Source organism: Methylobacterium sp. FW306-05-D, assembly GCF_058782155.1.
On sequence record NZ_JBYSXL010000063.1, the window covers coordinates 1 to 21,477 of the forward strand.

Annotated in this window: 23 protein-coding genes; 11 read left to right on the top strand and 12 right to left on the bottom strand. The window is 72.4% G+C overall.

Going from position 1 to position 21,477, the window contains the following annotated elements; translation table 11 throughout:
* Positions 1-661 (top strand): PD-(D/E)XK nuclease family protein (locus tag AC3WLN_RS18295; protein WP_492483630.1); only part of this gene is annotated, 661 nt, incomplete at its 5' end.
* Between the two features lie 67 nt (positions 662-728).
* On the opposite strand, the gene cobT is transcribed toward AC3WLN_RS18295, so the two are convergent.
* The 3 genes from cobT to AC3WLN_RS18310 all read right to left on the bottom strand — a co-directional run bounded on the left by cobT (position 729) and on the right by AC3WLN_RS18310 (position 4,533).
* Positions 729-2,630, bottom strand: coding sequence for a cobaltochelatase subunit CobT (gene cobT / locus AC3WLN_RS18300; protein WP_492483633.1), 1,902 nt, complete (start codon positions 2,628-2,630; stop codon positions 729-731).
* Between the two features lie 37 nt (positions 2,631-2,667).
* A complete protein-coding gene (cobS, locus tag AC3WLN_RS18305; protein WP_056214992.1) occupies positions 2,668-3,651 on the bottom strand; it encodes a cobaltochelatase subunit CobS in 984 nt (327 codons plus the stop codon).
* 255 nt (positions 3,652-3,906) lie between these two features.
* A complete protein-coding gene (locus AC3WLN_RS18310) occupies positions 3,907-4,533 on the bottom strand; it encodes a J domain-containing protein (protein WP_055947709.1) in 627 nt (208 codons plus the stop codon).
* Positions 4,534-4,666: 133 nt separating this feature from the next.
* Here AC3WLN_RS18310 and AC3WLN_RS18315 point away from each other — a divergent pair, with 133 nt between their 5' ends.
* Both AC3WLN_RS18315 and arfB read left to right on the top strand, forming a co-directional pair.
* Entirely contained in the window at positions 4,667-4,951 is a 285-nt protein-coding gene (locus AC3WLN_RS18315) for a BolA family protein (RefSeq protein ID WP_492483636.1), read from the top strand.
* Between the two features lie 25 nt (positions 4,952-4,976).
* Positions 4,977-5,396, top strand: coding sequence for an alternative ribosome rescue aminoacyl-tRNA hydrolase ArfB (arfB, locus tag AC3WLN_RS18320; protein ID WP_492483638.1), 420 nt, complete (start codon positions 4,977-4,979; stop codon positions 5,394-5,396).
* An 11-nt stretch (positions 5,397-5,407) separates the two neighbouring features.
* On the opposite strand, the gene AC3WLN_RS18325 is transcribed toward arfB, so the two are convergent.
* Positions 5,408-6,145 carry a YoaK family protein gene (locus tag AC3WLN_RS18325; RefSeq protein WP_492483640.1) on the bottom strand — a complete coding sequence of 246 codons (738 nt, stop codon included), beginning with the start codon at positions 6,143-6,145 and terminating at the stop codon, positions 5,408-5,410.
* Between the two features lie 194 nt (positions 6,146-6,339).
* A complete protein-coding gene (locus AC3WLN_RS18330) occupies positions 6,340-7,275 on the bottom strand; it encodes a class I SAM-dependent DNA methyltransferase (RefSeq protein WP_492483642.1) in 936 nt (311 codons plus the stop codon).
* 41 nt (positions 7,276-7,316) lie between these two features.
* On the opposite strand from AC3WLN_RS18330, the gene AC3WLN_RS18335 reads away from it, so the two are divergent.
* From AC3WLN_RS18335 to AC3WLN_RS18345, 3 genes are read left to right on the top strand one after another with little or no spacing between them, the layout of a single operon-like run.
* Complete coding sequence (locus AC3WLN_RS18335) at positions 7,317-8,360, top strand: ligase-associated DNA damage response exonuclease (RefSeq protein WP_492483644.1); 1,044 nt, start codon at positions 7,317-7,319, stop codon at positions 8,358-8,360.
* The gene (locus AC3WLN_RS18340) at positions 8,357-10,081 is read left to right on the top strand and encodes a cisplatin damage response ATP-dependent DNA ligase (RefSeq protein ID WP_492483646.1); all 1,725 of its coding nucleotides are present in this window, start codon (positions 8,357-8,359) and stop codon (positions 10,079-10,081) included. The genes AC3WLN_RS18335 and AC3WLN_RS18340 overlap by 4 nt, the downstream gene beginning before the upstream one ends.
* On the top strand, positions 10,078-10,548 hold the full coding sequence (locus AC3WLN_RS18345; protein ID WP_463770991.1) for a secondary thiamine-phosphate synthase enzyme YjbQ: 471 nt from the start codon (positions 10,078-10,080) through the stop codon (positions 10,546-10,548). The genes AC3WLN_RS18340 and AC3WLN_RS18345 overlap by 4 nt, the downstream gene beginning before the upstream one ends.
* A gap of 5 nt (positions 10,549-10,553) precedes the next feature.
* On the opposite strand, the gene AC3WLN_RS18350 is transcribed toward AC3WLN_RS18345, so the two are convergent.
* Complete coding sequence (locus AC3WLN_RS18350; RefSeq protein WP_492483648.1) at positions 10,554-11,000, bottom strand: DMT family transporter; 447 nt, start codon at positions 10,998-11,000, stop codon at positions 10,554-10,556.
* A 96-nt stretch (positions 11,001-11,096) separates the two neighbouring features.
* Here AC3WLN_RS18350 and AC3WLN_RS18355 point away from each other — a divergent pair, with 96 nt between their 5' ends.
* The 3 genes from AC3WLN_RS18355 (at position 11,097) to AC3WLN_RS18365 (ending at position 13,862) form a co-directional block, all read left to right on the top strand.
* Positions 11,097-12,008, top strand: coding sequence for a LysR family transcriptional regulator (locus AC3WLN_RS18355; RefSeq protein ID WP_492483650.1), 912 nt, complete (start codon positions 11,097-11,099; stop codon positions 12,006-12,008).
* An 84-nt stretch (positions 12,009-12,092) separates the two neighbouring features.
* Positions 12,093-13,265, top strand: a complete 1,173-nt coding sequence (locus AC3WLN_RS18360; RefSeq protein WP_492483652.1) for a zinc-dependent alcohol dehydrogenase — start codon at positions 12,093-12,095, stop codon at positions 13,263-13,265.
* A gap of 33 nt (positions 13,266-13,298) precedes the next feature.
* On the top strand, positions 13,299-13,862 hold the full coding sequence (locus AC3WLN_RS18365; protein ID WP_492483653.1) for a cyclase dehydrase: 564 nt from the start codon (positions 13,299-13,301) through the stop codon (positions 13,860-13,862).
* Positions 13,863-13,884: 22 nt separating this feature from the next.
* Here the strand turns inward: AC3WLN_RS18365 and AC3WLN_RS18370 are convergent, their stop codons facing one another.
* From AC3WLN_RS18370 to AC3WLN_RS18380, 3 genes are all read right to left on the bottom strand, one after another.
* On the bottom strand, positions 13,885-14,448 hold the full coding sequence (locus AC3WLN_RS18370) for a cyclase dehydrase (protein ID WP_492483653.1): 564 nt from the start codon (positions 14,446-14,448) through the stop codon (positions 13,885-13,887).
* 33 nt (positions 14,449-14,481) lie between these two features.
* Positions 14,482-15,654 carry a zinc-dependent alcohol dehydrogenase gene (locus tag AC3WLN_RS18375; protein WP_492483652.1) on the bottom strand — a complete coding sequence of 391 codons (1,173 nt, stop codon included), beginning with the start codon at positions 15,652-15,654 and terminating at the stop codon, positions 14,482-14,484.
* 84 nt (positions 15,655-15,738) lie between these two features.
* A complete protein-coding gene (locus tag AC3WLN_RS18380) occupies positions 15,739-16,650 on the bottom strand; it encodes a LysR family transcriptional regulator (RefSeq protein ID WP_492483650.1) in 912 nt (303 codons plus the stop codon).
* 96 nt (positions 16,651-16,746) lie between these two features.
* Here AC3WLN_RS18380 and AC3WLN_RS18385 point away from each other — a divergent pair, with 96 nt between their 5' ends.
* Positions 16,747-17,193 (top strand): DMT family transporter, encoded by a 447-nt coding sequence (locus tag AC3WLN_RS18385; RefSeq protein ID WP_492483648.1) that lies wholly within the window; start codon positions 16,747-16,749, stop codon positions 17,191-17,193.
* A 5-nt stretch (positions 17,194-17,198) separates the two neighbouring features.
* Here AC3WLN_RS18385 and AC3WLN_RS18390 read toward each other — a convergent pair whose 3' ends face one another.
* Genes AC3WLN_RS18390 through AC3WLN_RS18400 form a run of 3 tightly spaced genes read right to left on the bottom strand, consistent with a single transcriptional unit; the run spans position 17,199 to position 20,430 of the window.
* On the bottom strand, positions 17,199-17,669 hold the full coding sequence (locus AC3WLN_RS18390; RefSeq protein WP_463770991.1) for a secondary thiamine-phosphate synthase enzyme YjbQ: 471 nt from the start codon (positions 17,667-17,669) through the stop codon (positions 17,199-17,201).
* A complete protein-coding gene (locus AC3WLN_RS18395; RefSeq protein WP_492483646.1) occupies positions 17,666-19,390 on the bottom strand; it encodes a cisplatin damage response ATP-dependent DNA ligase in 1,725 nt (574 codons plus the stop codon). The genes AC3WLN_RS18390 and AC3WLN_RS18395 overlap by 4 nt, the downstream gene beginning before the upstream one ends.
* Positions 19,387-20,430, bottom strand: coding sequence for a ligase-associated DNA damage response exonuclease (locus AC3WLN_RS18400; RefSeq protein WP_492483644.1), 1,044 nt, complete (start codon positions 20,428-20,430; stop codon positions 19,387-19,389). The genes AC3WLN_RS18395 and AC3WLN_RS18400 overlap by 4 nt, the downstream gene beginning before the upstream one ends.
* Before the next feature lie 41 nt (positions 20,431-20,471).
* Here AC3WLN_RS18400 and AC3WLN_RS18405 point away from each other — a divergent pair, with 41 nt between their 5' ends.
* Positions 20,472-21,407, top strand: coding sequence for a class I SAM-dependent DNA methyltransferase (locus AC3WLN_RS18405; protein ID WP_492483642.1), 936 nt, complete (start codon positions 20,472-20,474; stop codon positions 21,405-21,407).
* The last annotated feature ends 70 nt before the right edge of the window (positions 21,408-21,477 follow it).

The window sequence follows — 21,477 nt, forward strand, 5'->3', positions numbered from 1 at the left end:
CCCGCCGCCGGAGCTGCCGGCCTGGCTGGAGGCCCCCGTTTCGGCCGAGGTCGAGGCCGCTCCGCCGGTGACGCCGTCCGGCGCCCTCGGGGCCGCCGATACCCGCCGCGAGCCTGGGCAGCGGCAGGCCGACAGCGAGGCGCGCCGGCGAGGGACCCTGATCCATTCCCTGGTGGAGCACCTGCCGCGGATCGAGCCGGCCCAGCGGGAGGCCGCCGCGACCGCCTTCGTGCGTGCGCGTGCGCCCGGTTTCGACCGGGCCAGGCAGGACGCGATCGTGGCCGCGACCCTGCACCTGTTCGGGGAACCCGACCTCGCGCCGCTCTTCGCGCCGGAGGCGCGGGCCGAGGTGACGCTTTCGGGGCGGGTCGTGGTCGGCGGCGTCTCGCGCCCGGTCTTCGGCCGCGTCGACCGCCTGGCGATCACCGGGGACACGGTCTGGGTCGCGGATTTCAAGACGGGCCGGCCCCCGCGGGACGGGGCGCCGCTGCCGCGCGCCGAAGCCGGGCAGATCGCCCTCTACGCCGCGCTCCTGGCGGAGATCTACCCGCGCCACCGGGTGGTGCCGCTGCTGGTCTGGACCTCGGGGCCGGTCATCCGCCGGCTCGATGCCGAGGCGGTGGCGGCCGCCCTCGACGCGCTGGCGCAGAGGGCGGCGTGACCGCCAGGGTCTGTGCTCGGCGGTTGTCCCTTCGGGACAACCGGTTGCCGCCGATCCCTGACAGGCGCTAGCGCCGCCCGCCGGCGGCCCGCTTCTGCGGCGCCGGCGTGCCGGAATCCTCCTCGAAGAGCTCGGCGAGCTTCTCGGTCATCGCGCCGCCGAGTTCCTCCGCGTCGATGATCGTCACGGCCCGGCGGTAGTAGCGCGTCACGTCGTGGCCGATGCCGATGGCCAGCAGCTCCACCGGCGAGCGGGTCTCGATGTCCTCGATCATCCAGCGCAGGTGGCGCTCGAGGTAATTGCCGGGATTGACCGACAGCGTCGAATCGTCGACCGGCGCGCCGTCCGAGATCACCATCAGGATCTTGCGCTGCTCGGGCCGGGCCAGCAGGCGCTTGTGCGCCCAGTCCAGCGCCTCGCCGTCGATGTTCTCCTTGAGCAGGCCCTCGCGCATCATCAGCCCGAGGTTCTTGCGGGCCCGGCGCCAGGGCGCGTCGGCGCTCTTGTAGACGATGTGGCGCAGGTCGTTGAGCCGGCCCGGGGTGTTGGGCTTGCCGCCGGCCAGCCACGCCTCGCGCGACTGCCCGCCCTTCCAGGCCCGCGTGGTGAAGCCCAGGATCTCGACCTTGACGCCGCAGCGCTCCAGCGTGCGCGCCAGGATGTCGGCGCAGGTCGCCGCCACGGTGATCGGGCGCCCGCGCATGGAGCCGGAATTGTCCAGCAGCAACGTGACCACCGTGTCGCGAAAATTCGTGTCCTTCTCGCGCTTGAACGAGAGCGGCTGGAATGGGTCGGTGACCACGCGCACGAGGCGGGCGGGGTCGAGCTGGCCCTCCTCGAGGTCGAAGTCCCAGGCGCGGTTCTGCTGGGCCAGCAGCCGGCGCTGGAGCCGGTTGGCGAGGCGCCCGACCACGCCCTGGAGATGGGCGAGTTGCTTGTCGAGATAGGTGCGCAGGCGCGCGAGCTCCTCCACGTCGCAGAGGTCCTCGGCGTGGATGATCTCGTCGAAGCGCGGGTTGAAGACCTTGTATTCCGGGCCCCGCGGCTCGTTGGTCTTCTGCGACGGCGGCCGCCACGCTTCCGAAGCCTCCTCCGAATCGGCGTTCTCGGCCTCGTCCGGCAACTCGCCCGAGGGGGCGTCGGCGGCCTCGGTGGCGCCCTCCTGCAGCTCGTCGGTGGCCTCCTGCGAGGTCTCCATCTCGGAGCGGTCGCCCTGGGACTGCTCCTCGGCCTCGCCCTCGCTCGGGGTCTGCTCGTCGTCCTGGGACTCGTTCTCGTCCTCGTTCTCGTCGTCCTCGGGGTCGAACGGCGTCTCGTCCGCCATGTCGAGGGAGGTGAGGAGATCGCGCACCGAACGGGCGAAGGCGCGCTGGTTCTCGATGGAGCCGATCAGGCCGTCGAGGTTCGTGCCGGCCTTCTCCTCGATGTGGGAGCGCCAGAGGTCGACGATCTTGCGGGCCGCCTCCGGGGGCGCCGCACCGGTCAGGCGCTCGCGCACCATCAGGGCGACGGCATCCTCCATCGGGGCGTCGGCCCGGTCGGTGATGTCCTCGTACTTGCCGCCGCGATGGTAGCGGTCCTCCAGCATGGCCGAGAGGTTCGAGGCGACGCCGGCCATGCGCCGCGAGCCGATGGCCTCGACGCGGGCCTGCTCGACCGCGTCGAAGACCGCCCGGGCGCCGGCATTCTCCGGCGCCAGCCGGCGGTGCACGGCGACGTCGTGGCAGCCGAGCCGCAGGGCCATCGAATCGGCGTTGCCGCGCAGGATCGCCACGTCCTCGGGGGTCAGCTTGCGCGGCGGTTCGGGCAGCCGCGCCTTGTCGCCGGTCAGGGCCGGACGGTCGCTGGCATAGACCACCTCGATCTCGGCGCGCTTGGCGATGGCGCGCAGGCACCCCGCCACCGAGCGCTTGAGCGGTTCGGCGACGGGCTCGCGCCGGTCGCCGGGCTTGCGGTTGGAGATCGACATGCGGGTCGACGGTTTCCTCGAAACGGACGGGAGGGGGTCAGCTCAGGGCGACGTTCGAGGCGCTCTCCGGCAGGTCCTTGCCGAAGGCACGCTGGTAGAACTCCGCCACGAGGGTGCGCTCCAGCTCGTCGCACTTGTTGAGGAAGGTCACCCGGAAGGCGAAGCCGATGTCCTGGAAGATGTCGGCGTTCTCGGCCCAGGTGATCACCGTGCGCGGGCTCATGACGGTGGAGAGGTCGCCGTTCATGAACGCGTTGCGGGTGAGGTCCGCCACGCGCACCATGCGGTTGACGATGTCGCGGCCGCCGTCGCGCTGGTAATGCGCCGCCTTCGACAGCACGATGTCGACCTCGCGGTCATGGGCGAGGTAGTTCAGGGTGGTGACGATCGACCAGCGGTCCATCTGGCCCTGGTTGATCTGCTGGGTGCCGTGATAGAGGCCGGACGTGTCGCCCAGACCCACCGTGTTGGCGGTGGCGAACAGGCGGAAGGCCGGGTGGGGGCGGATCACGCGCTTCTGGTCGAGGAGCGTCAGGCGCCCCGAGAGCTCCAGCACGCGCTGGATCACGAACATCACGTCGGGCCGGCCGGCATCGTACTCGTCGAAGACCAGGGCGACGTTGTTCTGCAGCGCCCAGGGCAGGATGCCGTCCTGGAAGGCGGTGACCTGCTTGCCGTCCTGCAGCACGATCGCGTCCTTGCCGACGAGGTCGATGCGCGAGACGTGGCTGTCGAGGTTGATCCGGATGCAGGGCCAGTTGAGGCGCGCGGCCACCTGCTCGATATGGGTCGACTTGCCGGTGCCGTGGTAGCCGGTGACCATCACGCGGCGGTTGCGGGCGAAGCCCGCCAGGATCGCCAGGGTGGTCTCCCGGTCGAAGATGTAGTCCGGGTCGAGGTCCGGCACGTGCTCCTCGCTCTGCGAGAAGGCCGGGACCCGGAGGTCGAGGTCGATGCCGAAGGCCTCTCGGACGGAGACTTCCCGGTCGGGGAGCGAGGCGGGCGAGACGTCAGAAAGCATAAGGACCTCGTCGGGGCGCGGGTGCCGTGGGGGTGTCACGGAACACGCGGGCTGTGTCGGACTTCGGGGTCTGGCGGTCCGGGGAGGATGAACCGCGCGCGACCGCCATCTAAAGGTCGGCACCGGGCGGCGCCAAGGGGTGTCAGCGCTGCATATAGGGCCTCGCCCGGCAATTGCCGCCCCACCGGGAGCAGGGGAGCCCCGGAAAACGTGCATCGATCGTGCCGGAACCGCGCGGGCGCGGCGGCCGCCGCGTCAGCAGAGCCCGGCGGCGCGCAGGGCATCGTGGGCCCGGATGATGTCGCGCAGGCGCTCCTCGAACGAGCGGTCGCCGCCATTGGCGTCGGGATGGAAGCGCTTCACCAGGGTCTTGTACTGCGCCTTGATGGCGGCCGAATCCGCGTTCTCGTCGAGGCCGAGCACGTCGAGGGCCTTCAGGGTCGCGGCCGAGTGGCGGGGCCGGCGCGGCTCCGGCGCGGCCTTGCGCCGGGCGGTCTCGCCGACGCCCTCGGCGCGCAGGATGTCCAGCGGGTCGACATAGGCCCAGTCGCGCTTGGGCGCCGCCTTGCCGCGCTCGCCGGCGGTGGCCGGGTTCACGCCCATCGCCCAGGTCGGGCGGTGCCCGATGATCGCGTCCTTCTGGAAGGCCTGCACGGCGGCATCGTTCATGCCGTCGAAGTAGTTGTACGTGGCGTTGTAGGCGCGCACGTGGTCCATGCAGAAGCGCCAGTACTGCCCCTCCGCCTTGCGGCCCTTCGGCGCGCGGTAGAGCCCGGGGTTCTTGCACCCGGGGGTCTCGCAGGTCTGGGTCGCAGCCGTCTTCGGCTCGTCGCAGGACGGCTTGATGCGGATGCTGTCGAACAGGGGCGAGTTGAGATCCATGATGGGGCGATTATGAGGGGGCGGGTCGGAGACACAAGGGCGGCGGGCCTGATGCCGCATGCGGTGTTCGGGGGTTGACGCGCGAGGCCGGGCGCCGGAGCCCGGGGACGAAGAAAACGAGGAGACGCCCGCGATGACCGAGACCGTGACCCTGAAGGACTGGATCACCGACACGCTGCGGACGCAACTGGCGCCGCAGGACCTGGCGGTGGTCGACGAATCGCACCTCCATGCGGGCCATGCGGGGGCGCGGCCCGAGGGCGAGACGCATTTCCGCCTGGACGTGGTCGCGGCCGCCTTCGAGGGCAAGAGCCGGGTCGAGCGCCATCGCCTCGTCAATGCCGCCCTCGCGCCGGCCTTCGCGCGCGGGCTCCACGCCCTGGCGGTGCGCGCCCGCACGCCGGCCGAAGCGTCCTGAGGCCGAGACCGCGAGAGACGCCGCCGTGGCCCTGCAGTGCACGCCCCACATCGCCATCGACGAGGCGGAGCTGGAAGAGACCTTCGTGCGCGCCTCGGGCCCCGGCGGACAGAACGTCAACAAGCTCTCGACGGCGGTGCAGCTGCGCTTCGATGCCCGGCGCTCGGCCTCCCTGCCGGACGCGGTGGCGGTGCGCCTGATGCGGCTGGCGGGGCGGCGCCTCACCGTCGACGGGGTGATCGTGATCAGCGCCCAGCGCTTCCGGACCCAGGACCGCAACCGGGCCGATGCCCGCGAGCGCCTGGCCGCGCTCGTGGCCGAGGCGGCGGTGCCGCCGACGCCCCGGCGCGCCACGCGCCCGACCCTCGCCTCGAAGAAGCGCCGCCTCGACGAGAAGTCGAAGCGGAGCGCCACCAAGCGGCTGCGCGGCAGCAGCGCGGACTAGATCGGCCGGCCCTAGATCCTGGCCGCCGCCGTGCCGTCCGGCGGATGGGTCTCGACCTCGCCGCTGACGTAGCGGCTGCCCGGCTTCAGGATGGTCAGCACCAGGGCGATGACGGCCAGGAGCGCCGAGACCGCGGCGGGGAACAGGAAGGCATCCTCGCCGTAGCGCATCTGCAGGAAGCCGCCGATCACCGCGCCGGTGCTCAGGGCCGCCCAGAGCGGCGCCTGGATCCAGAACGAGGGCGCCACCGTGCCGAGCATCAGGTTGGCGAGCCCGGTGCCGAACCGCACCACCGCGCCGGTGACGTAGGTGAGCGCGAGGCTGCGTCCGCCCTCGTCCTGCAGCGTCGCGTTCTGCAGGCCGAGCGCGATGACGATCGGATAGGCGTGGAGCGGGAACGCGAAGGTGCCGTGGGGCACGATGAGCCCGATGGTGAGGAGCACCGATTGCAGCAGGAGCAGCACCGAGAGTCGCCAGCGCCCGACCCAGGCCGCGATGAGCGTGCCGGCGAAGGCGCCGAAGCAGAACAGCACGATGACCGAGGCGACGCGCGACGTGCTCTCCCAGTCGAACCGGCTGACCGAGACGCCGAAGCGCGTCGTGTTGCCGCTCATGAACGACATGAAGAGCTGCGAGAATTCGAGGAAGCCGATGGAATCGGCGCAACCCGCCACGGCCGAGAGTGCCAGCGCGAAGGGGATGCGCGTCGCGGCACTCGCCGGAAACGACTTGTTCTGCGTCTCTGCCATAGGTCTGCTGTCCTCCGTCCCGTGCGGCGGCTGAATTACGGTGGCGTAAGGCCGGTGCGCCCGGTGCGGAGCCGGGCCTCCCGCGAGAGGCCGCAGGCGGGGTGCACCGATGCGTCCGGGGCAACAGTCACGCTCCCGTTTGGTTCAACCGCGTCGGGCGCCGGCGCTCAAGGGCCGCAACGGAAACGTGAACGTCACGGCCGCCGGGCCACGATCACCCGGCCGGGGACCTCGGCACCGTTTTCCCGGCGCGCGGCGGCCGGTTCGGAGCGTTCGAGGGCGAGGCCCGCCGCCGCCAGGGTGTCCCGCACCAGCGCGTCGCCGTGGGCGTAGCGCGCATCCGCACCCAGGATGAGCCCGTCGCCGGGATGCGACTGCACCGTGAAGGCGAAGCGCCCGCCCGGACGCAGGACGCGGGCGCCGCCCGCGACCATGCCGGAAAAGTCGCCCACGTAGATCATGACGTCGGCGGCGGTGACGCAATCGGCCGAACCGGCCTCCTCGGCGCCGAGCGCGGCGACGAGTTCGCCCTCCACGAGCCGGTGATAGAGGCCGCGCCGGCCGGCCTCGGCCAGCATGCCGGGCGAGAGGTCGATCCCGGTCAGGTGTTCCGGCCGGCCCGCGAGGGCGGCCCCGACGAGCCCCGTGCCGCAGCCCAGATCGATCACCCGCCCGAGGGCCGCCCCCGGGCCCGCCACGGCATCAACGGCATCGACCACGAGGGCGTGCCCGCGATAGGACAGCCCCTCCACGAGGTGGCGGTCGAAGCGCGGCGCGTAGGCGTCGAACAGCGCCCGGACATAGCCCGGCGAGATCGCGGTGGCGGCCTCGCCGGCGCCGATCCGCACCAGGGCGAGGCGGGCGCCCTGCGCGTCCTCGGGGTCGATGTCGAGGGCGGCGGCGTAGGCGCGCAGGGCCGCGTGGTGGTCGCCCGCCCGTCCGCTGCGCCGGTAGCGGGCCTCGCGGGCCCGGCCGAGGAGGAACCAGGCCGGGGCGAAACGGGGGGCGATCTCCAGGGTCTGCTCCGCCATCTCGGCGGCGCCGTCCGGGTCGCCGTCGTCGAGGCAGCCCTGGGCGTAGGCGTAGCGCCGGTCGGCGCGGAGGTCGCCGGAGGTGATCGTGCGGGACATGAGGCTGCGCGGGTGCGTCGGGCGCCCTATATGCCGCGCCGATGAGTTTCAGCGCCAGCGATCTTCTCACCCTGACCCGCGAGGGCCTGTACTGCCCGCTGGGCGGCTTCCATGTCGATCCGACCTGGCCGGTGCCGCGCGCCCTGATCACCCACGGGCATGCCGACCACGCCCGGGCCGGCCACGGTCGGGTGCTGGCCACGGGCGAGACCCTGCGGATCATGGCGGTGCGGTACGGGGCGGATTTCTGTCAGAGCCGACAGGAGGCGCCGCTGGGCCGGGAGATCCGCATCGGCGACGTCACCGTGCGCTTCGCGCCCGCCGGGCACGTGCTCGGCTCGGCCCAGATCGCGATCGAAGCCCGGGGCGTCCGGGTCGTCGTCTCGGGCGACTACAAGCGGGCCTACGATCCGACCTGCCTGCCCTTCGAGGTGGTGCCCTGCGACGTCTTCATCACCGAGGCGACCTTCGGCCTGCCGGTGTTCCGGATGCCGGACACCCGCGACGAGGTGCGAAAGCTTCTCGATTCCGTGGCCCTGTTCCCCGAGCGCGCCCATATCGTCGGCGCCTACGCGCTGGGCAAGGCGCAGCGCGTGATGGCGCTCCTGCGGGAGGCCGGCTACGACCGGCCGATCTACCTGCACGGCGCGATGGAGAAGCTGACCGAACTCTACAAGCAGGAGGGTATTCCGCTCGGCGAGACGCCGAAGGTGGTGGCGGCCGAGCGGGCCAAGCTGCACGGCGCCATCGTGCTCTGCCCGCCCTCGTCGATCCAGGACGTCTGGTCGCGCAAGTTCCCCGATCCCGTCACCTCCTTCGCCTCGGGCTGGATGCGGGTGCGCGCCCGGGCCCGCCAGAAGGGCGTCGAGCTGCCGCTCTGCATCTCCGACCATTCCGACTGGCCGGACCTCTGCCGCACCATCCTGGAGACCGGGGCCGGCGAGGTCTGGGTCACCCACGGGCAGGAGGATGCCCTGGTGCACTGGTGCGGGACGAAGGGCATCAAGGCCAAGCCCCTGCACCTGCTGGGCTACGGCGACGACGGGGAGGCCGAGCCGGCCGCCGCACCGGAGGAGGCCGCGTGAACGACTTCGCCCACCTCCTCGACCGCCTCGCCTACGAGCCGCGCCGCAACGCCAAGCTGCGCCTGCTGCAGGACTACTTCGCCCACGCCCCCGACCCGGAGCGCGGCTATGCGCTCGCCGCGATGACGGGCGGCCTGACCTTCCGCGAGGCCAAGGCCGCGATGATCCGGGGCTTGGTCGAGGCGCGCGTCGACCCGGTGCTGTTCGGGCTCTCGCACAACTACGTGGGCGATCTTGCCGAGACCACGGCCCTGATCTGGCCGGCGCCCGCGGCCTCGGCCGGTGAACCGGTGGTCGGCCCCGGCCACAACTACCCGCCGCCGCACGTGCCGACGCTGGCCGAGGTGGTCGAGACGCTGGGCACCGTGAGGAAGGCCGACCTGCCCGCCCGCATCGCTGAGTGGCTCGACGCGCTCGACGAGACCGGGCGCTGGGCGCTCCTCAAGCTCATCACCGGGGCGCTGCGCGTCGGCGTCTCGGCGCGGCTCGCCAAGACCGCCATCGGGGCCCTCGGCGGCCACGAGGCCGACGCCGTCGAGGAGGTCTGGCACGGGCTGGAGCCGCCCTACGCCACCCTGTTCGCCTGGGTCGAGGGCCGGGCGACGCGCCCCACCACCCTGAACCCGGCGCCGTTCCGGCCGCCGATGCTCTCCCACCCGATCGACGAGGCGGGCGATTTCGAGAAGCTCGACCCGGCGGCGTTCTCGGGTGAATGGAAGTGGGACGGCATCCGCGTCCAGCTCGTCGGGGGCCGCGACGCGGCCGGCGCACAGGTCGCCCGGATCTACTCGCGCACCGGCGAGGACATCTCCGGCGCCTTCCCGGATCTGGCCGAGGCCATCACCTTCTCGGGCGCCATCGACGGCGAATTGCTGATCCTGCGCGAGGGCCGCGTGCAGAGCTTCAACGTGCTCCAGCAGCGCCTCAACCGGAAGGTCGTGACCCCGAAGCTGCTCGAAGAGTTCCCCGCCCATGTCCGCGCCTACGACCTGATGCAGGCCGAGGGCGAGGACCTGCGCCCGCGGCCCTTCACCGAGCGCCGGGCGCGCCTCGAAGCCTTCGTGGCGGCCCTCGACCATGCCCGGATCGACCTCTCGCCCCTGGTGCCCTTCGCGACCTGGGAGGATCTGGCCGCGGCCCGCGCCGACCCTGCCGCTGTAGGGGCGGGCGCGGATGCCGACGCCATCGAGGGCATCATGCTGAAAGCCCGCGACAGCGCCTACCTGCCCGGCCGCCCCAAGGGGCCGTGGTGGAAGTGGAAGCGCGAGCCGTTCCGGGTCGACACCGTAATGATGTACGCCCAGCGGGGCCACGGGAAGCGCTCGTCGTTCTATTCCGACTACACCTTCGGGGTCTGGCGGGCGCGCGAGGACGGCGCGCCCGAGCTGGTGCCCGTCGGCAAGGCCTATCACGGCTTCACCGATGCCGAACTCCAGAAGCTCGACCGCTACGTCCGCAACAACACCACCAAGCGCTTCGGCCCGGTGCGCGAGGTCGCCTACGGGCTCGACCACGGCCTCGTGCTGGAGATCGCCTTCGAGGGCGTGCAGCGCTCGACCCGGCACAAGTCCGGGGTCGCCATGCGCTTCCCCCGGGTCGCCCGCATCCGCTGGGACAAGCCGGCGGCCGAGGCCGACCGGATCGACGCCCTGGAGACCATCCTGGCCCGGGGCGAGCGCGAGATCGCGCCGGGCGAGACCCTGAAGGAGGCGGAGGCATGAGGACGGCAGCCAGGATCGGCGCGCTGGAGGGGTTCTCCGCCGGGCCCGTGGAGCGGCAGGCCGGCGCGACCCTCACGGTCTCGACGCCCGGCCAGGGCTTCACCGACATCACCCGCGCGGTCGCGGAGTTCCTGGCCCGCAGCGGCATCGCGACGGGGCTCGTCACCGTGTTCTGCCGGCACACCTCGGCCTCCCTGACCATCCAGGAGAATGCCGACCCCGACGTGCAGACCGACCTCCTCACCGCCCTCGACGGGCTGGCGCCGCGCCACGCCGGCTACGTCCACGGCGCCGAGGGGCCGGACGACATGCCGGCCCATATCCGCACGATGATCACCGATTCCGCCCTCGTCGTGCCGGTGCGGGCGGGGCGCCTCGCGCTGGGCACCTGGCAGGGGATCTACCTCGTCGAGCACCGCGACCGGCCCCATGCGCGCACGATCGTGCTCCAGGCCGCCGGGGCCTGACAGCCTCAGCGCCGGATCAGGATCACCCCGCCGATCAGGAGCCCGACGCCGAGGAGCCGCGGCCCGTCCAGGGCGCGCTGGGCGAGGCCGAGCCAGCCGAAATGATCGAAGGCCACCGCGGCGAGCATCTGGCCGGTGACGAGGAGCGCCAGGAAGGTCGCCGCCCCCAGTTCGGGCACCAGGACGGTGGCGAGCGCGATGAAGACGGCGCCGAAGAATCCGCCGCTCCAGGCCCACCACGGGATCCGTGCGGCGAGACCCGCTGACGGCAGCGGATCGCGCAGGGCCAGCGCCAGCACCACCATGGACAGGAGGCCGACGAAGTAGCTCGCGAAGCCGGCCCAGGCGGAGGAACTCAGGGCGATCCGGAGATTCGCGATCAGGGCCTGCTGCACCACGATGCTGGCGCCCGCCATCACGGAGAGAGCCAGGGGAAGCAGGAGGTTGAGCATGGGCCTCGGGACCTGTTCGCGGGACGGGCGCCTTGACAACCATCCCGACGCCATGCCGTCAAATGACGGATCGGCGCGTATCCATGCAGGCGAGGCATGATCAACCCGGCGCATCTCGACCTTTTCCGCGCCGTGATGCGCCATGGCGGCATGACCCGGGCCGCCGCGGCCTTAGGGATCGGCCAGCCGCATGTGAGCCGGGCGATGGCCCAGCTCGAGGCCGAGACCGGCCTGACCCTGTTCGTGCGGGGGCACGGCATCGCCCGGCCGACTCCGGAGGGGGAGGCCTTCGCCCGCGAGGTCGAGCGCAGCTATGCCGGCCTCGAACAACTGACCCACGCCGCCCGGCAGATCCGCGAACTCGGCACCGGCCCCCTGCGCGTCGCCTGCCAGCCGTCCCTGGCCTCGCGCCTGCTGCCGCGGGCGATCCGGCGCCTCGTGGCCGAGCATCCGGGCGCCCGCGTCGCCGTCCACGTGCCGAGCCCCGACACGATCTGGGCCTGGGCCGCCTCGGGCCAGTGCGACCTCGGCCTCGCCCGCCCGCGCTCCGGCCATGCGGGGGTGACGGCGGAGCGCTTCCTGAACGTCGATGCGGTCTGCGCCGTGCCGCGCCGGCACCGGCTGGCCCGCCGCCGCGCCATCGGGGTGGACGACCTCGTCGGCGAGACCCTGATCGCCGGCGGGCCGGGCCTGTTCCAGGAGGCCGTCGAGGCGCGCTTCGCGGCGGCCGGCCACGTGCCGCGCTTCCCCCTGATGGCCCAGTACACGGCGGCGCGCTGCGGCCTCGTCGCCGAGGGGCTGGGCCTCGCGATCGTCGATCCGGTCCCGGCCGGCGAACTCACCGGCCTGCCGATCGTGCTGCGCCCGTTCCGGCCGGCCCTGCCCATCGAGACGACGCTGGTCCGCCCGGCGGGGCGGCCGCCGGGGCGCCTCGCGGAGCGCCTGGTCGACCTCCTCCGCCTGGAGCGCGACGCGCTGGTCTCGGAGCCGACCCTCGCCGGCGATTGAGACCTGCGACCCGGACCGAACTCACGTCCGATCGCCCGGTTCTCAGAAGATCGGCAATCCCCAACCGTACGTGGGAGAGATGCGATGAAAGCCCTCGTCTGGCACGGCACTCAGGACATCCGCTGCGACTCCGTCCCCGATCCGCGGATCGAGGACGACCGGGACGCGATCATCAAGGTCACGGCCTGCGCGATCTGCGGCTCGGACCTGCACCTCTACGACCACGTCATGCCCGGCATGGAGAAGGGCGACGTCATGGGCCACGAGTTCATGGGCGAGGTGGTGGAGACGGGGAAGGGCGTGAACGGCGCTCTGCGCAAGGGCGAGCGGGTGGTGATCCCGTTCACGATCATCTGCGGCCAGTGTGACCAGTGCCGTCGCGGCTTCTTCTCGGTCTGCGAGCGCTCGAACCGCAACAAGCATCTGGCCGACAAGGCCTTCGGGCACACCACGGCGGGCCTGTTCGGCTACACCCACCTCACCGGCGGCTACCAGGGCGGACAGGCCGAGTACGTCCGCGTGCCCTTCGCCGACAAGACCCACATCAAGGTGCCGGACGGGCTCACCGACGAGCAGGTGCTGTTCCTCGGCGACATCTTCCCCACCGGCTGGCAGGCGGCGGTGCAGGCCGACATCCAGCCCACCGACACGGTGGCGATCTGGGGCGCGGGCCCCGTCGGCCAGATGACGATCCGCTCGGCGCTCCTCCTCGGCGCCCGGCAGGTGGTGTGCATCGACAGCGTGCCCGAGCGCCTGGAGATGGCCCGGGCGGGCGGCGCCATCACCATCGACAATACCCAGGAGAGCGTGGTCGAGCGCCTCAACGAACTGACCGGCGGCAAGGGGCCGGAGAAGTGCATCGACGCCGTCGGCATGGAGGCCCATTCACCGCGCGCGCTCGAACAGGCCTACGACCGCGTCAAGCAGGCGGTGATGCTGGAGAGCGACCGTCCCAGCGTTCTGCGCGAGATGATCTATGTCTGCCGTCCCGCCGGCATCCTGTCGATCCCCGGCGTCTATGGCGGCCTCGTCGACAAGATCCCGATGGGGGCCCTGATGAACAAGGGGCTGACGGTCCGCACCGGGCAGACCCACGTCAACCGCTGGACCGACGACCTCGTGAAGCGGATCGCCGACGGACAGATCGACCCCTCCTTCGTCATCACCCACCGGGCGGGGCTCGAACGAGGGCCGGAGATGTACAAGACCTTCCGCGACAAGAAGGACAACTGCATCAAGGTCGTGCTCCGGCCCTGAGCGCGTCCGTCCGCCCCGATCGAGGAGGTCCGCATGACCACATCCGCGTCCCGACCGAATCCGCCCGCCCGGCTGTCCTCGGACCGGCGCCGCCGGCCCGACCCGGCCACGCGCCAGGTGGCGCAGGGCCTCGGCTGGTTCTCCCTCGCCCTCGGCGTCACCGAGCTGACCTGCGGCGACGCCATCGCGCGCTGGCTCGGCATGCCCCGCGCCGGGGCGCTGGTGCGCGCCTACGGCTTACGCGAGATCGTCCAGGGGGCCGGCATCCTCGGCTCGCACGATCCGACGCCCTGGATCTGGGCCCGGGTGGCCGGCGACGTCCTCGACGTCGCCACCGTCCTGCCCGGCCTCACGGGCGATCCGCGCCACCGCGCCAACACCGCCATCGCCCTCGGCGCCCTGGCGGGCGTCGGCGTGATCGACGTGCTCTGCGCCCAGGCCCTGTCCGACGCCCCCCTGGCGCCCTCCGAGCGCGTCCGGGCCGATTACCGAAGCCGGAGCGGCTATCCGAAGAGCATCGCCGCGGCCCGCGGTGCCGCGCGCGGCGTCCGGCCCCCGGACTTCACGACGCCGGAGGCGCTGAGGGCCTGGACTTAGCCGTCGGCGCCGGCGCCGACGGCTAAGTCCAGGCCCTCAGCGCCTCCGGCGTCGTGAAGTCCGGGGGCCGGACGCCGCGCGCGGCACCGCGGGCCGCGGCGATGCTCTTCGGATAGCCGCTCCGGCTTCGGTAATCGGCCCGGACGCGCTCGGAGGGCGCCAGGGGGGCGTCGGACAGGGCCTGGGCGCAGAGCACGTCGATCACGCCGACGCCCGCCAGGGCGCCGAGGGCGATGGCGGTGTTGGCGCGGTGGCGCGGATCGCCCGTGAGGCCGGGCAGGACGGTGGCGACGTCGAGGACGTCGCCGGCCACCCGGGCCCAGATCCAGGGCGTCGGATCGTGCGAGCCGAGGATGCCGGCCCCCTGGACGATCTCGCGTAAGCCGTAGGCGCGCACCAGCGCCCCGGCGCGGGGCATGCCGAGCCAGCGCGCGATGGCGTCGCCGCAGGTCAGCTCGGTGACGCCGAGGGCGAGGGAGAACCAGCCGAGGCCCTGCGCCACCTGGCGCGTGGCCGGGTCGGGCCGGCGGCGCCGGTCCGAGGACAGCCGGGCGGGCGGATTCGGTCGGGACGCGGATGTGGTCATGCGGACCTCCTCGATCGGGGCGGACGGACGCGCTCAGGGCCGGAGCACGACCTTGATGCAGTTGTCCTTCTTGTCGCGGAAGGTCTTGTACATCTCCGGCCCTCGTTCGAGCCCCGCCCGGTGGGTGATGACGAAGGAGGGGTCGATCTGTCCGTCGGCGATCCGCTTCACGAGGTCGTCGGTCCAGCGGTTGACGTGGGTCTGCCCGGTGCGGACCGTCAGCCCCTTGTTCATCAGGGCCCCCATCGGGATCTTGTCGACGAGGCCGCCATAGACGCCGGGGATCGACAGGATGCCGGCGGGACGGCAGACATAGATCATCTCGCGCAGAACGCTGGGACGGTCGCTCTCCAGCATCACCGCCTGCTTGACGCGGTCGTAGGCCTGTTCGAGCGCGCGCGGTGAATGGGCCTCCATGCCGACGGCGTCGATGCACTTCTCCGGCCCCTTGCCGCCGGTCAGTTCGTTGAGGCGCTCGACCACGCTCTCCTGGGTATTGTCGATGGTGATGGCGCCGCCCGCCCGGGCCATCTCCAGGCGCTCGGGCACGCTGTCGATGCACACCACCTGCCGGGCGCCGAGGAGGAGCGCCGAGCGGATCGTCATCTGGCCGACGGGGCCCGCGCCCCAGATCGCCACCGTGTCGGTGGGCTGGATGTCGGCCTGCACCGCCGCCTGCCAGCCGGTGGGGAAGATGTCGCCGAGGAACAGCACCTGCTCGTCGGTGAGCCCGTCCGGCACCTTGATGTGGGTCTTGTCGGCGAAGGGCACGCGGACGTACTCGGCCTGTCCGCCCTGGTAGCCGCCGGTGAGGTGGGTGTAGCCGAACAGGCCCGCCGTGGTGTGCCCGAAGGCCTTGTCGGCCAGATGCTTGTTGCGGTTCGAGCGCTCGCAGACCGAGAAGAAGCCGCGACGGCACTGGTCACACTGGCCGCAGATGATCGTGAACGGGATCACCACCCGCTCGCCCTTGCGCAGAGCGCCGTTCACGCCCTTCCCCGTCTCCACCACCTCGCCCATGAACTCGTGGCCCATGACGTCGCCCTTCTCCATGCCGGGCATGACGTGGTCGTAGAGGTGCAGGTCCGAGCCGCAGATCGCGCAGGCCGTGACCTTGATGATCGCGTCCCGGTCGTCCTCGATCCGCGGATCGGGGACGGAGTCGCAGCGGATGTCCTGAGTGCCGTGCCAGACGAGGGCTTTCATCGCATCTCTCCCACGTACGGTTGGGGATTGCCGATCTTCTGAGAACCGGGCGATCGGACGTGAGTTCGGTCCGGGTCGCAGGTCTCAATCGCCGGCGAGGGTCGGCTCCGAGACCAGCGCGTCGCGCTCCAGGCGGAGGAGGTCGACCAGGCGCTCCGCGAGGCGCCCCGGCGGCCGCCCCGCCGGGCGGACCAGCGTCGTCTCGATGGGCAGGGCCGGCCGGAACGGGCGCAGCACGATCGGCAGGCCGGTGAGTTCGCCGGCCGGGACCGGATCGACGATCGCGAGGCCCAGCCCCTCGGCGACGAGGCCGCAGCGCGCCGCCGTGTACTGGGCCATCAGGGGGAAGCGCGGCACGTGGCCGGCCGCCGCGAAGCGCGCCTCGACGGCCTCCTGGAACAGGCCCGGCCCGCCGGCGATCAGGGTCTCGCCGACGAGGTCGTCCACCCCGATGGCGCGGCGGCGGGCCAGCCGGTGCCGGCGCGGCACGGCGCAGACCGCATCGACGTTCAGGAAGCGCTCCGCCGTCACCCCCGCATGGCCGGAGCGCGGGCGGGCGAGGCCGAGGTCGCACTGGCCCGAGGCGGCCCAGGCCCAGATCGTGTCGGGGCTCGGCACGTGGACGGCGACGCGGGCGCCCGGATGCTCGGCCACGAGGCGCCGGATCGCCCGCGGCAGCAGGCGCGAGGCCAGGGACGGCTGGCAGGCGACGCGCAGGGGGCCGGTGCCGAGTTCGCGGATCTGCCGGGCGGCGTGGGTCAGTTGTTCGAGGCCGGCATAGCTGCGCTCGACCTCGCGGGCGAAGGCCTCCCCCTCCGGAGTCGGCCGGGCGATGCCGTGCCCCCGCACGAACAGGGTCAGGCCGGTCTCGGCCTCGAGCTGGGCCATCGCCCGGCTCACATGCGGCTGGCCGATCCCTAAGGCCGCGGCGGCCCGGGTCATGCCGCCATGGCGCATCACGGCGCGGAAAAGGTCGAGATGCGCCGGGTTGATCATGCCTCGCCTGCATGGATACGCGCCGATCCGTCATTTGACGGCATGGCGTCGGGATGGTTGTCAAGGCGCCCGTCCCGCGAACAGGTCCCGAGGCCCATGCTCAACCTCCTGCTTCCCCTGGCTCTCTCCGTGATGGCGGGCGCCAGCATCGTGGTGCAGCAGGCCCTGATCGCGAATCTCCGGATCGCCCTGAGTTCCTCCGCCTGGGCCGGCTTCGCGAGCTACTTCGTCGGCCTCCTGTCCATGGTGGTGCTGGCGCTGGCCCTGCGCGATCCGCTGCCGTCAGCGGGTCTCGCCGCACGGATCCCGTGGTGGGCCTGGAGCGGCGGATTCTTCGGCGCCGTCTTCATCGCGCTCGCCACCGTCCTGGTGCCCGAACTGGGGGCGGCGACCTTCCTGGCGCTCCTCGTCACCGGCCAGATGCTCGCCGCGGTGGCCTTCGATCATTTCGGCTGGCTCGGCCTCGCCCAGCGCGCCCTGGACGGGCCGCGGCTCCTCGGCGTCGGGCTCCTGATCGGCGGGGTGATCCTGATCCGGCGCTGAGGCTGTCAGGCCCCGGCGGCCTGGAGCACGATCGTGCGCGCATGGGGCCGGTCGCGGTGCTCGACGAGGTAGATCCCCTGCCAGGTGCCCAGCGCGAGGCGCCCCGCCCGCACCGGCACGACGAGGGCGGAATCGGTGATCATCGTGCGGATATGGGCCGGCATGTCGTCCGGCCCCTCGGCGCCGTGGACGTAGCCGGCGTGGCGCGGCGCCAGCCCGTCGAGGGCGGTGAGGAGGTCGGTCTGCACGTCGGGGTCGGCATTCTCCTGGATGGTCAGGGAGGCCGAGGTGTGCCGGCAGAACACGGTGACGAGCCCCGTCGCGATGCCGCTGCGGGCCAGGAACTCCGCGACCGCGCGGGTGATGTCGGTGAAGCCCTGGCCGGGCGTCGAGACCGTGAGGGTCGCGCCGGCCTGCCGCTCCACGGGCCCGGCGGAGAACCCCTCCAGCGCGCCGATCCTGGCTGCCGTCCTCATGCCTCCGCCTCCTTCAGGGTCTCGCCCGGCGCGATCTCGCGCTCGCCCCGGGCCAGGATGGTCTCCAGGGCGTCGATCCGGTCGGCCTCGGCCGCCGGCTTGTCCCAGCGGATGCGGGCGACCCGGGGGAAGCGCATGGCGACCCCGGACTTGTGCCGGGTCGAGCGCTGCACGCCCTCGAAGGCGATCTCCAGCACGAGGCCGTGGTCGAGCCCGTAGGCGACCTCGCGCACCGGGCCGAAGCGCTTGGTGGTGTTGTTGCGGACGTAGCGGTCGAGCTTCTGGAGTTCGGCATCGGTGAAGCCGTGATAGGCCTTGCCGACGGGCACCAGCTCGGGCGCGCCGTCCTCGCGCGCCCGCCAGACCCCGAAGGTGTAGTCGGAATAGAACGACGAGCGCTTCCCGTGGCCCCGCTGGGCGTACATCATTACGGTGTCGACCCGGAACGGCTCGCGCTTCCACTTCCACCACGGCCCCTTGGGGCGGCCGGGCAGGTAGGCGCTGTCGCGGGCTTTCAGCATGATGCCCTCGATGGCGTCGGCATCCGCGCCCGCCCCTACAGCGGCAGGGTCGGCGCGGGCCGCGGCCAGATCCTCCCAGGTCGCGAAGGGCACCAGGGGCGAGAGGTCGATCCGGGCATGGTCGAGGGCCGCCACGAAGGCTTCGAGGCGCGCCCGGCGCTCGGTGAAGGGCCGCGGGCGCAGGTCCTCGCCCTCGGCCTGCATCAGGTCGTAGGCGCGGACATGGGCGGGGAACTCTTCGAGCAGCTTCGGGGTCACGACCTTCCGGTTGAGGCGCTGCTGGAGCACGTTGAAGCTCTGCACGCGGCCCTCGCGCAGGATCAGCAATTCGCCGTCGATGGCGCCCGAGAAGGTGATGGCCTCGGCCAGATCCGGGAAGGCGCCGGAGATGTCCTCGCCGGTGCGCGAGTAGATCCGGGCGACCTGTGCGCCGGCCGCGTCGCGGCCCCCGACGAGCTGGACGCGGATGCCGTCCCACTTCCATTCACCCGAGAACGCCGCCGGGTCGAGCTTCTCGAAATCGCCCGCCTCGTCGATCGGGTGGGAGAGCATCGGCGGCCGGAACGGCGCCGGGTTCAGGGTGGTGGGGCGCGTCGCCCGGCCCTCGACCCAGGCGAACAGGGTGGCGTAGGGCGGCTCCAGCCCGTGCCAGACCTCCTCGACGGCGTCGGCCTCGTGGCCGCCGAGGGCCCCGATGGCGGTCTTGGCGAGCCGCGCCGAGACGCCGACGCGCAGCGCCCCGGTGATGAGCTTGAGGAGCGCCCAGCGCCCGGTCTCGTCGAGCGCGTCGAGCCACTCAGCGATGCGGGCGGGCAGGTCGGCCTTCCTCACGGTGCCCAGCGTCTCGACCACCTCGGCCAGCGTCGGCACGTGCGGCGGCGGGTAGTTGTGGCCGGGGCCGACCACCGGTTCACCGGCCGAGGCCGCGGGCGCCGGCCAGATCAGGGCCGTGGTCTCGGCAAGATCGCCCACGTAGTTGTGCGAGAGCCCGAACAGCACCGGGTCGACGCGCGCCTCGACCAAGCCCCGGATCATCGCGGCCTTGGCCTCGCGGAAGGTCAGGCCGCCCGTCATCGCGGCGAGCGCATAGCCGCGCTCCGGGTCGGGGGCGTGGGCGAAGTAGTCCTGCAGCAGGCGCAGCTTGGCGTTGCGGCGCGGCTCGTAGGCGAGGCGGTCGAGGAGGTGGGCGAAGTCGTTCACGCGGCCTCCTCCGGTGCGGCGGCCGGCTCGGCCTCCCCGTCGTCGCCGTAGCCCAGCAGGTGCAGGGGCTTGGCCTTGATGCCCTTCGTCCCGCACCAGTGCACCAGGGCATCCTCCTGCCCGTGGGTGACCCAGACCTCGCCGGCCCCGGTCTCCAGGATGGTGCGGCAGAGGTCCGGCCAGTCGGAATGGTCGGAGATGCAGAGCGGCAGCTCGACGCCCTTCTGGCGGGCCCGGGCGCGCACCCGCATCCAGCCCGAGGCGAAGGAGGTGACGGGATCGGGGAACTTGCGCGACCAGACGTCCTGGATCGACGAGGGCGGGCAGAGCACGATGGCGCCGTGCAGCTTGGCCCGCTCGGCCGCCACCACCTTCGGCGTCTCGCCGAGCGGAATACCCTCCTGCTTGTAGAGTTCGGTCAGCTTCTCCATCGCGCCGTGCAGGTAGATCGGCCGGTCGTAGCCGGCCTCCCGCAGGAGCGCCATCACGCGCTGCGCCTTGCCCAGCGCGTAGGCGCCGACGATATGGGCGCGCTCGGGGAACAGGGCCACGGAATCGAGAAGCTTTCGCACCTCGTCGCGGGTGTCCGGCATCCGGAACACCGGCAGGCCGAAGGTCGCCTCGGTGATGAAGACGTCGCAGGGCACCACCTCGAAGGGCAGGCAGGTCGGATCGTAGGCCCGCTTGTAGTCGCCCGAGACGACGACCCGGACGCCCCGGGCTTCGATCGCGATCTGGGCCGAGCCGAGCACGTGCCCGGCGGGCGCGAAGCGCACGGTGACGTCGCCGATGCGGATCTCCCGGCCCAGCGGCGCCTCCTGTCGGCTCTGACAGAAATCCGCCCCGTACCGCACCGCCATGATCCGCAGGGTCTCGCCCGTGGCCAGCACCCGACCGTGGCCGGCCCGGGCGTGGTCGGCATGCCCGTGGGTGATCAGGGCGCGCGGCACCGGCCAGGTCGGATCGACATGGAAGCCGCCCAGCGGGCAGTACAGGCCCTCGCGGGTCAGGGTGAGAAGATCGCTGGCGCTGAAACTCATCGGCGCGGCATATAGGGCGCCCGACGCACCCGCGCAGCCTCATGTCCCGCACGATCACCTCCGGCGACCTCCGCGCCGACCGGCGCTACGCCTACGCCCAGGGCTGCCTCGACGACGGCGACCCGGACGGCGCCGCCGAGATGGCGGAGCAGACCCTGGAGATCGCCCCCCGTTTCGCCCCGGCCTGGTTCCTCCTCGGCCGGGCCCGCGAGGCCCGCTACCGGCGCAGCGGACGGGCGGGCGACCACCACGCGGCCCTGCGCGCCTACGCCGCCGCCCTCGACATCGACCCCGAGGACGCGCAGGGCGCCCGCCTCGCCCTGGTGCGGATCGGCGCCGGCGAGGCCGCCACCGCGATCTCGCCGGGCTATGTCCGGGCGCTGTTCGACGCCTACGCGCCGCGCTTCGACCGCCACCTCGTGGAGGGGCTGTCCTATCGCGGGCACGCCCTCGTGGTCGATGCCGTTGATGCCGTGGCGGGCCCGGGGGCGGCCCTCGGGCGGGTGATCGATCTGGGCTGCGGCACGGGGCTCGTCGGGGCCGCCCTCGCGGGCCGGCCGGAACACCTGACCGGGATCGACCTCTCGCCCGGCATGCTGGCCGAGGCCGGCCGGCGCGGCCTCTATCACCGGCTCGTGGAGGGCGAACTCGTCGCCGCGCTCGGCGCCGAGGAGGCCGGTTCGGCCGATTGCGTCACCGCCGCCGACGTCATGATCTACGTGGGCGACTTTTCCGGCATGGTCGCGGGCGGCGCCCGCGTCCTGCGTCCGGGCGGGCGCTTCGCCTTCACGGTGCAGTCGCATCCCGGCGACGGGCTCATCCTGGGTGCGGATGCGCGCTACGCCCACGGCGACGCGCTGGTGCGGGACACCCTGGCGGCGGCGGGCCTCGCCCTCGAACGCTCCGAACCGGCCGCCGCGCGCCGGGAAAACGGTGCCGAGGTCCCCGGCCGGGTGATCGTGGCCCGGCGGCCGTGACGTTCACGTTTCCGTTGCGGCCCTTGAGCGCCGGCGCCCGACGCGGTTGAACCAAACGGGAGCGTGACTG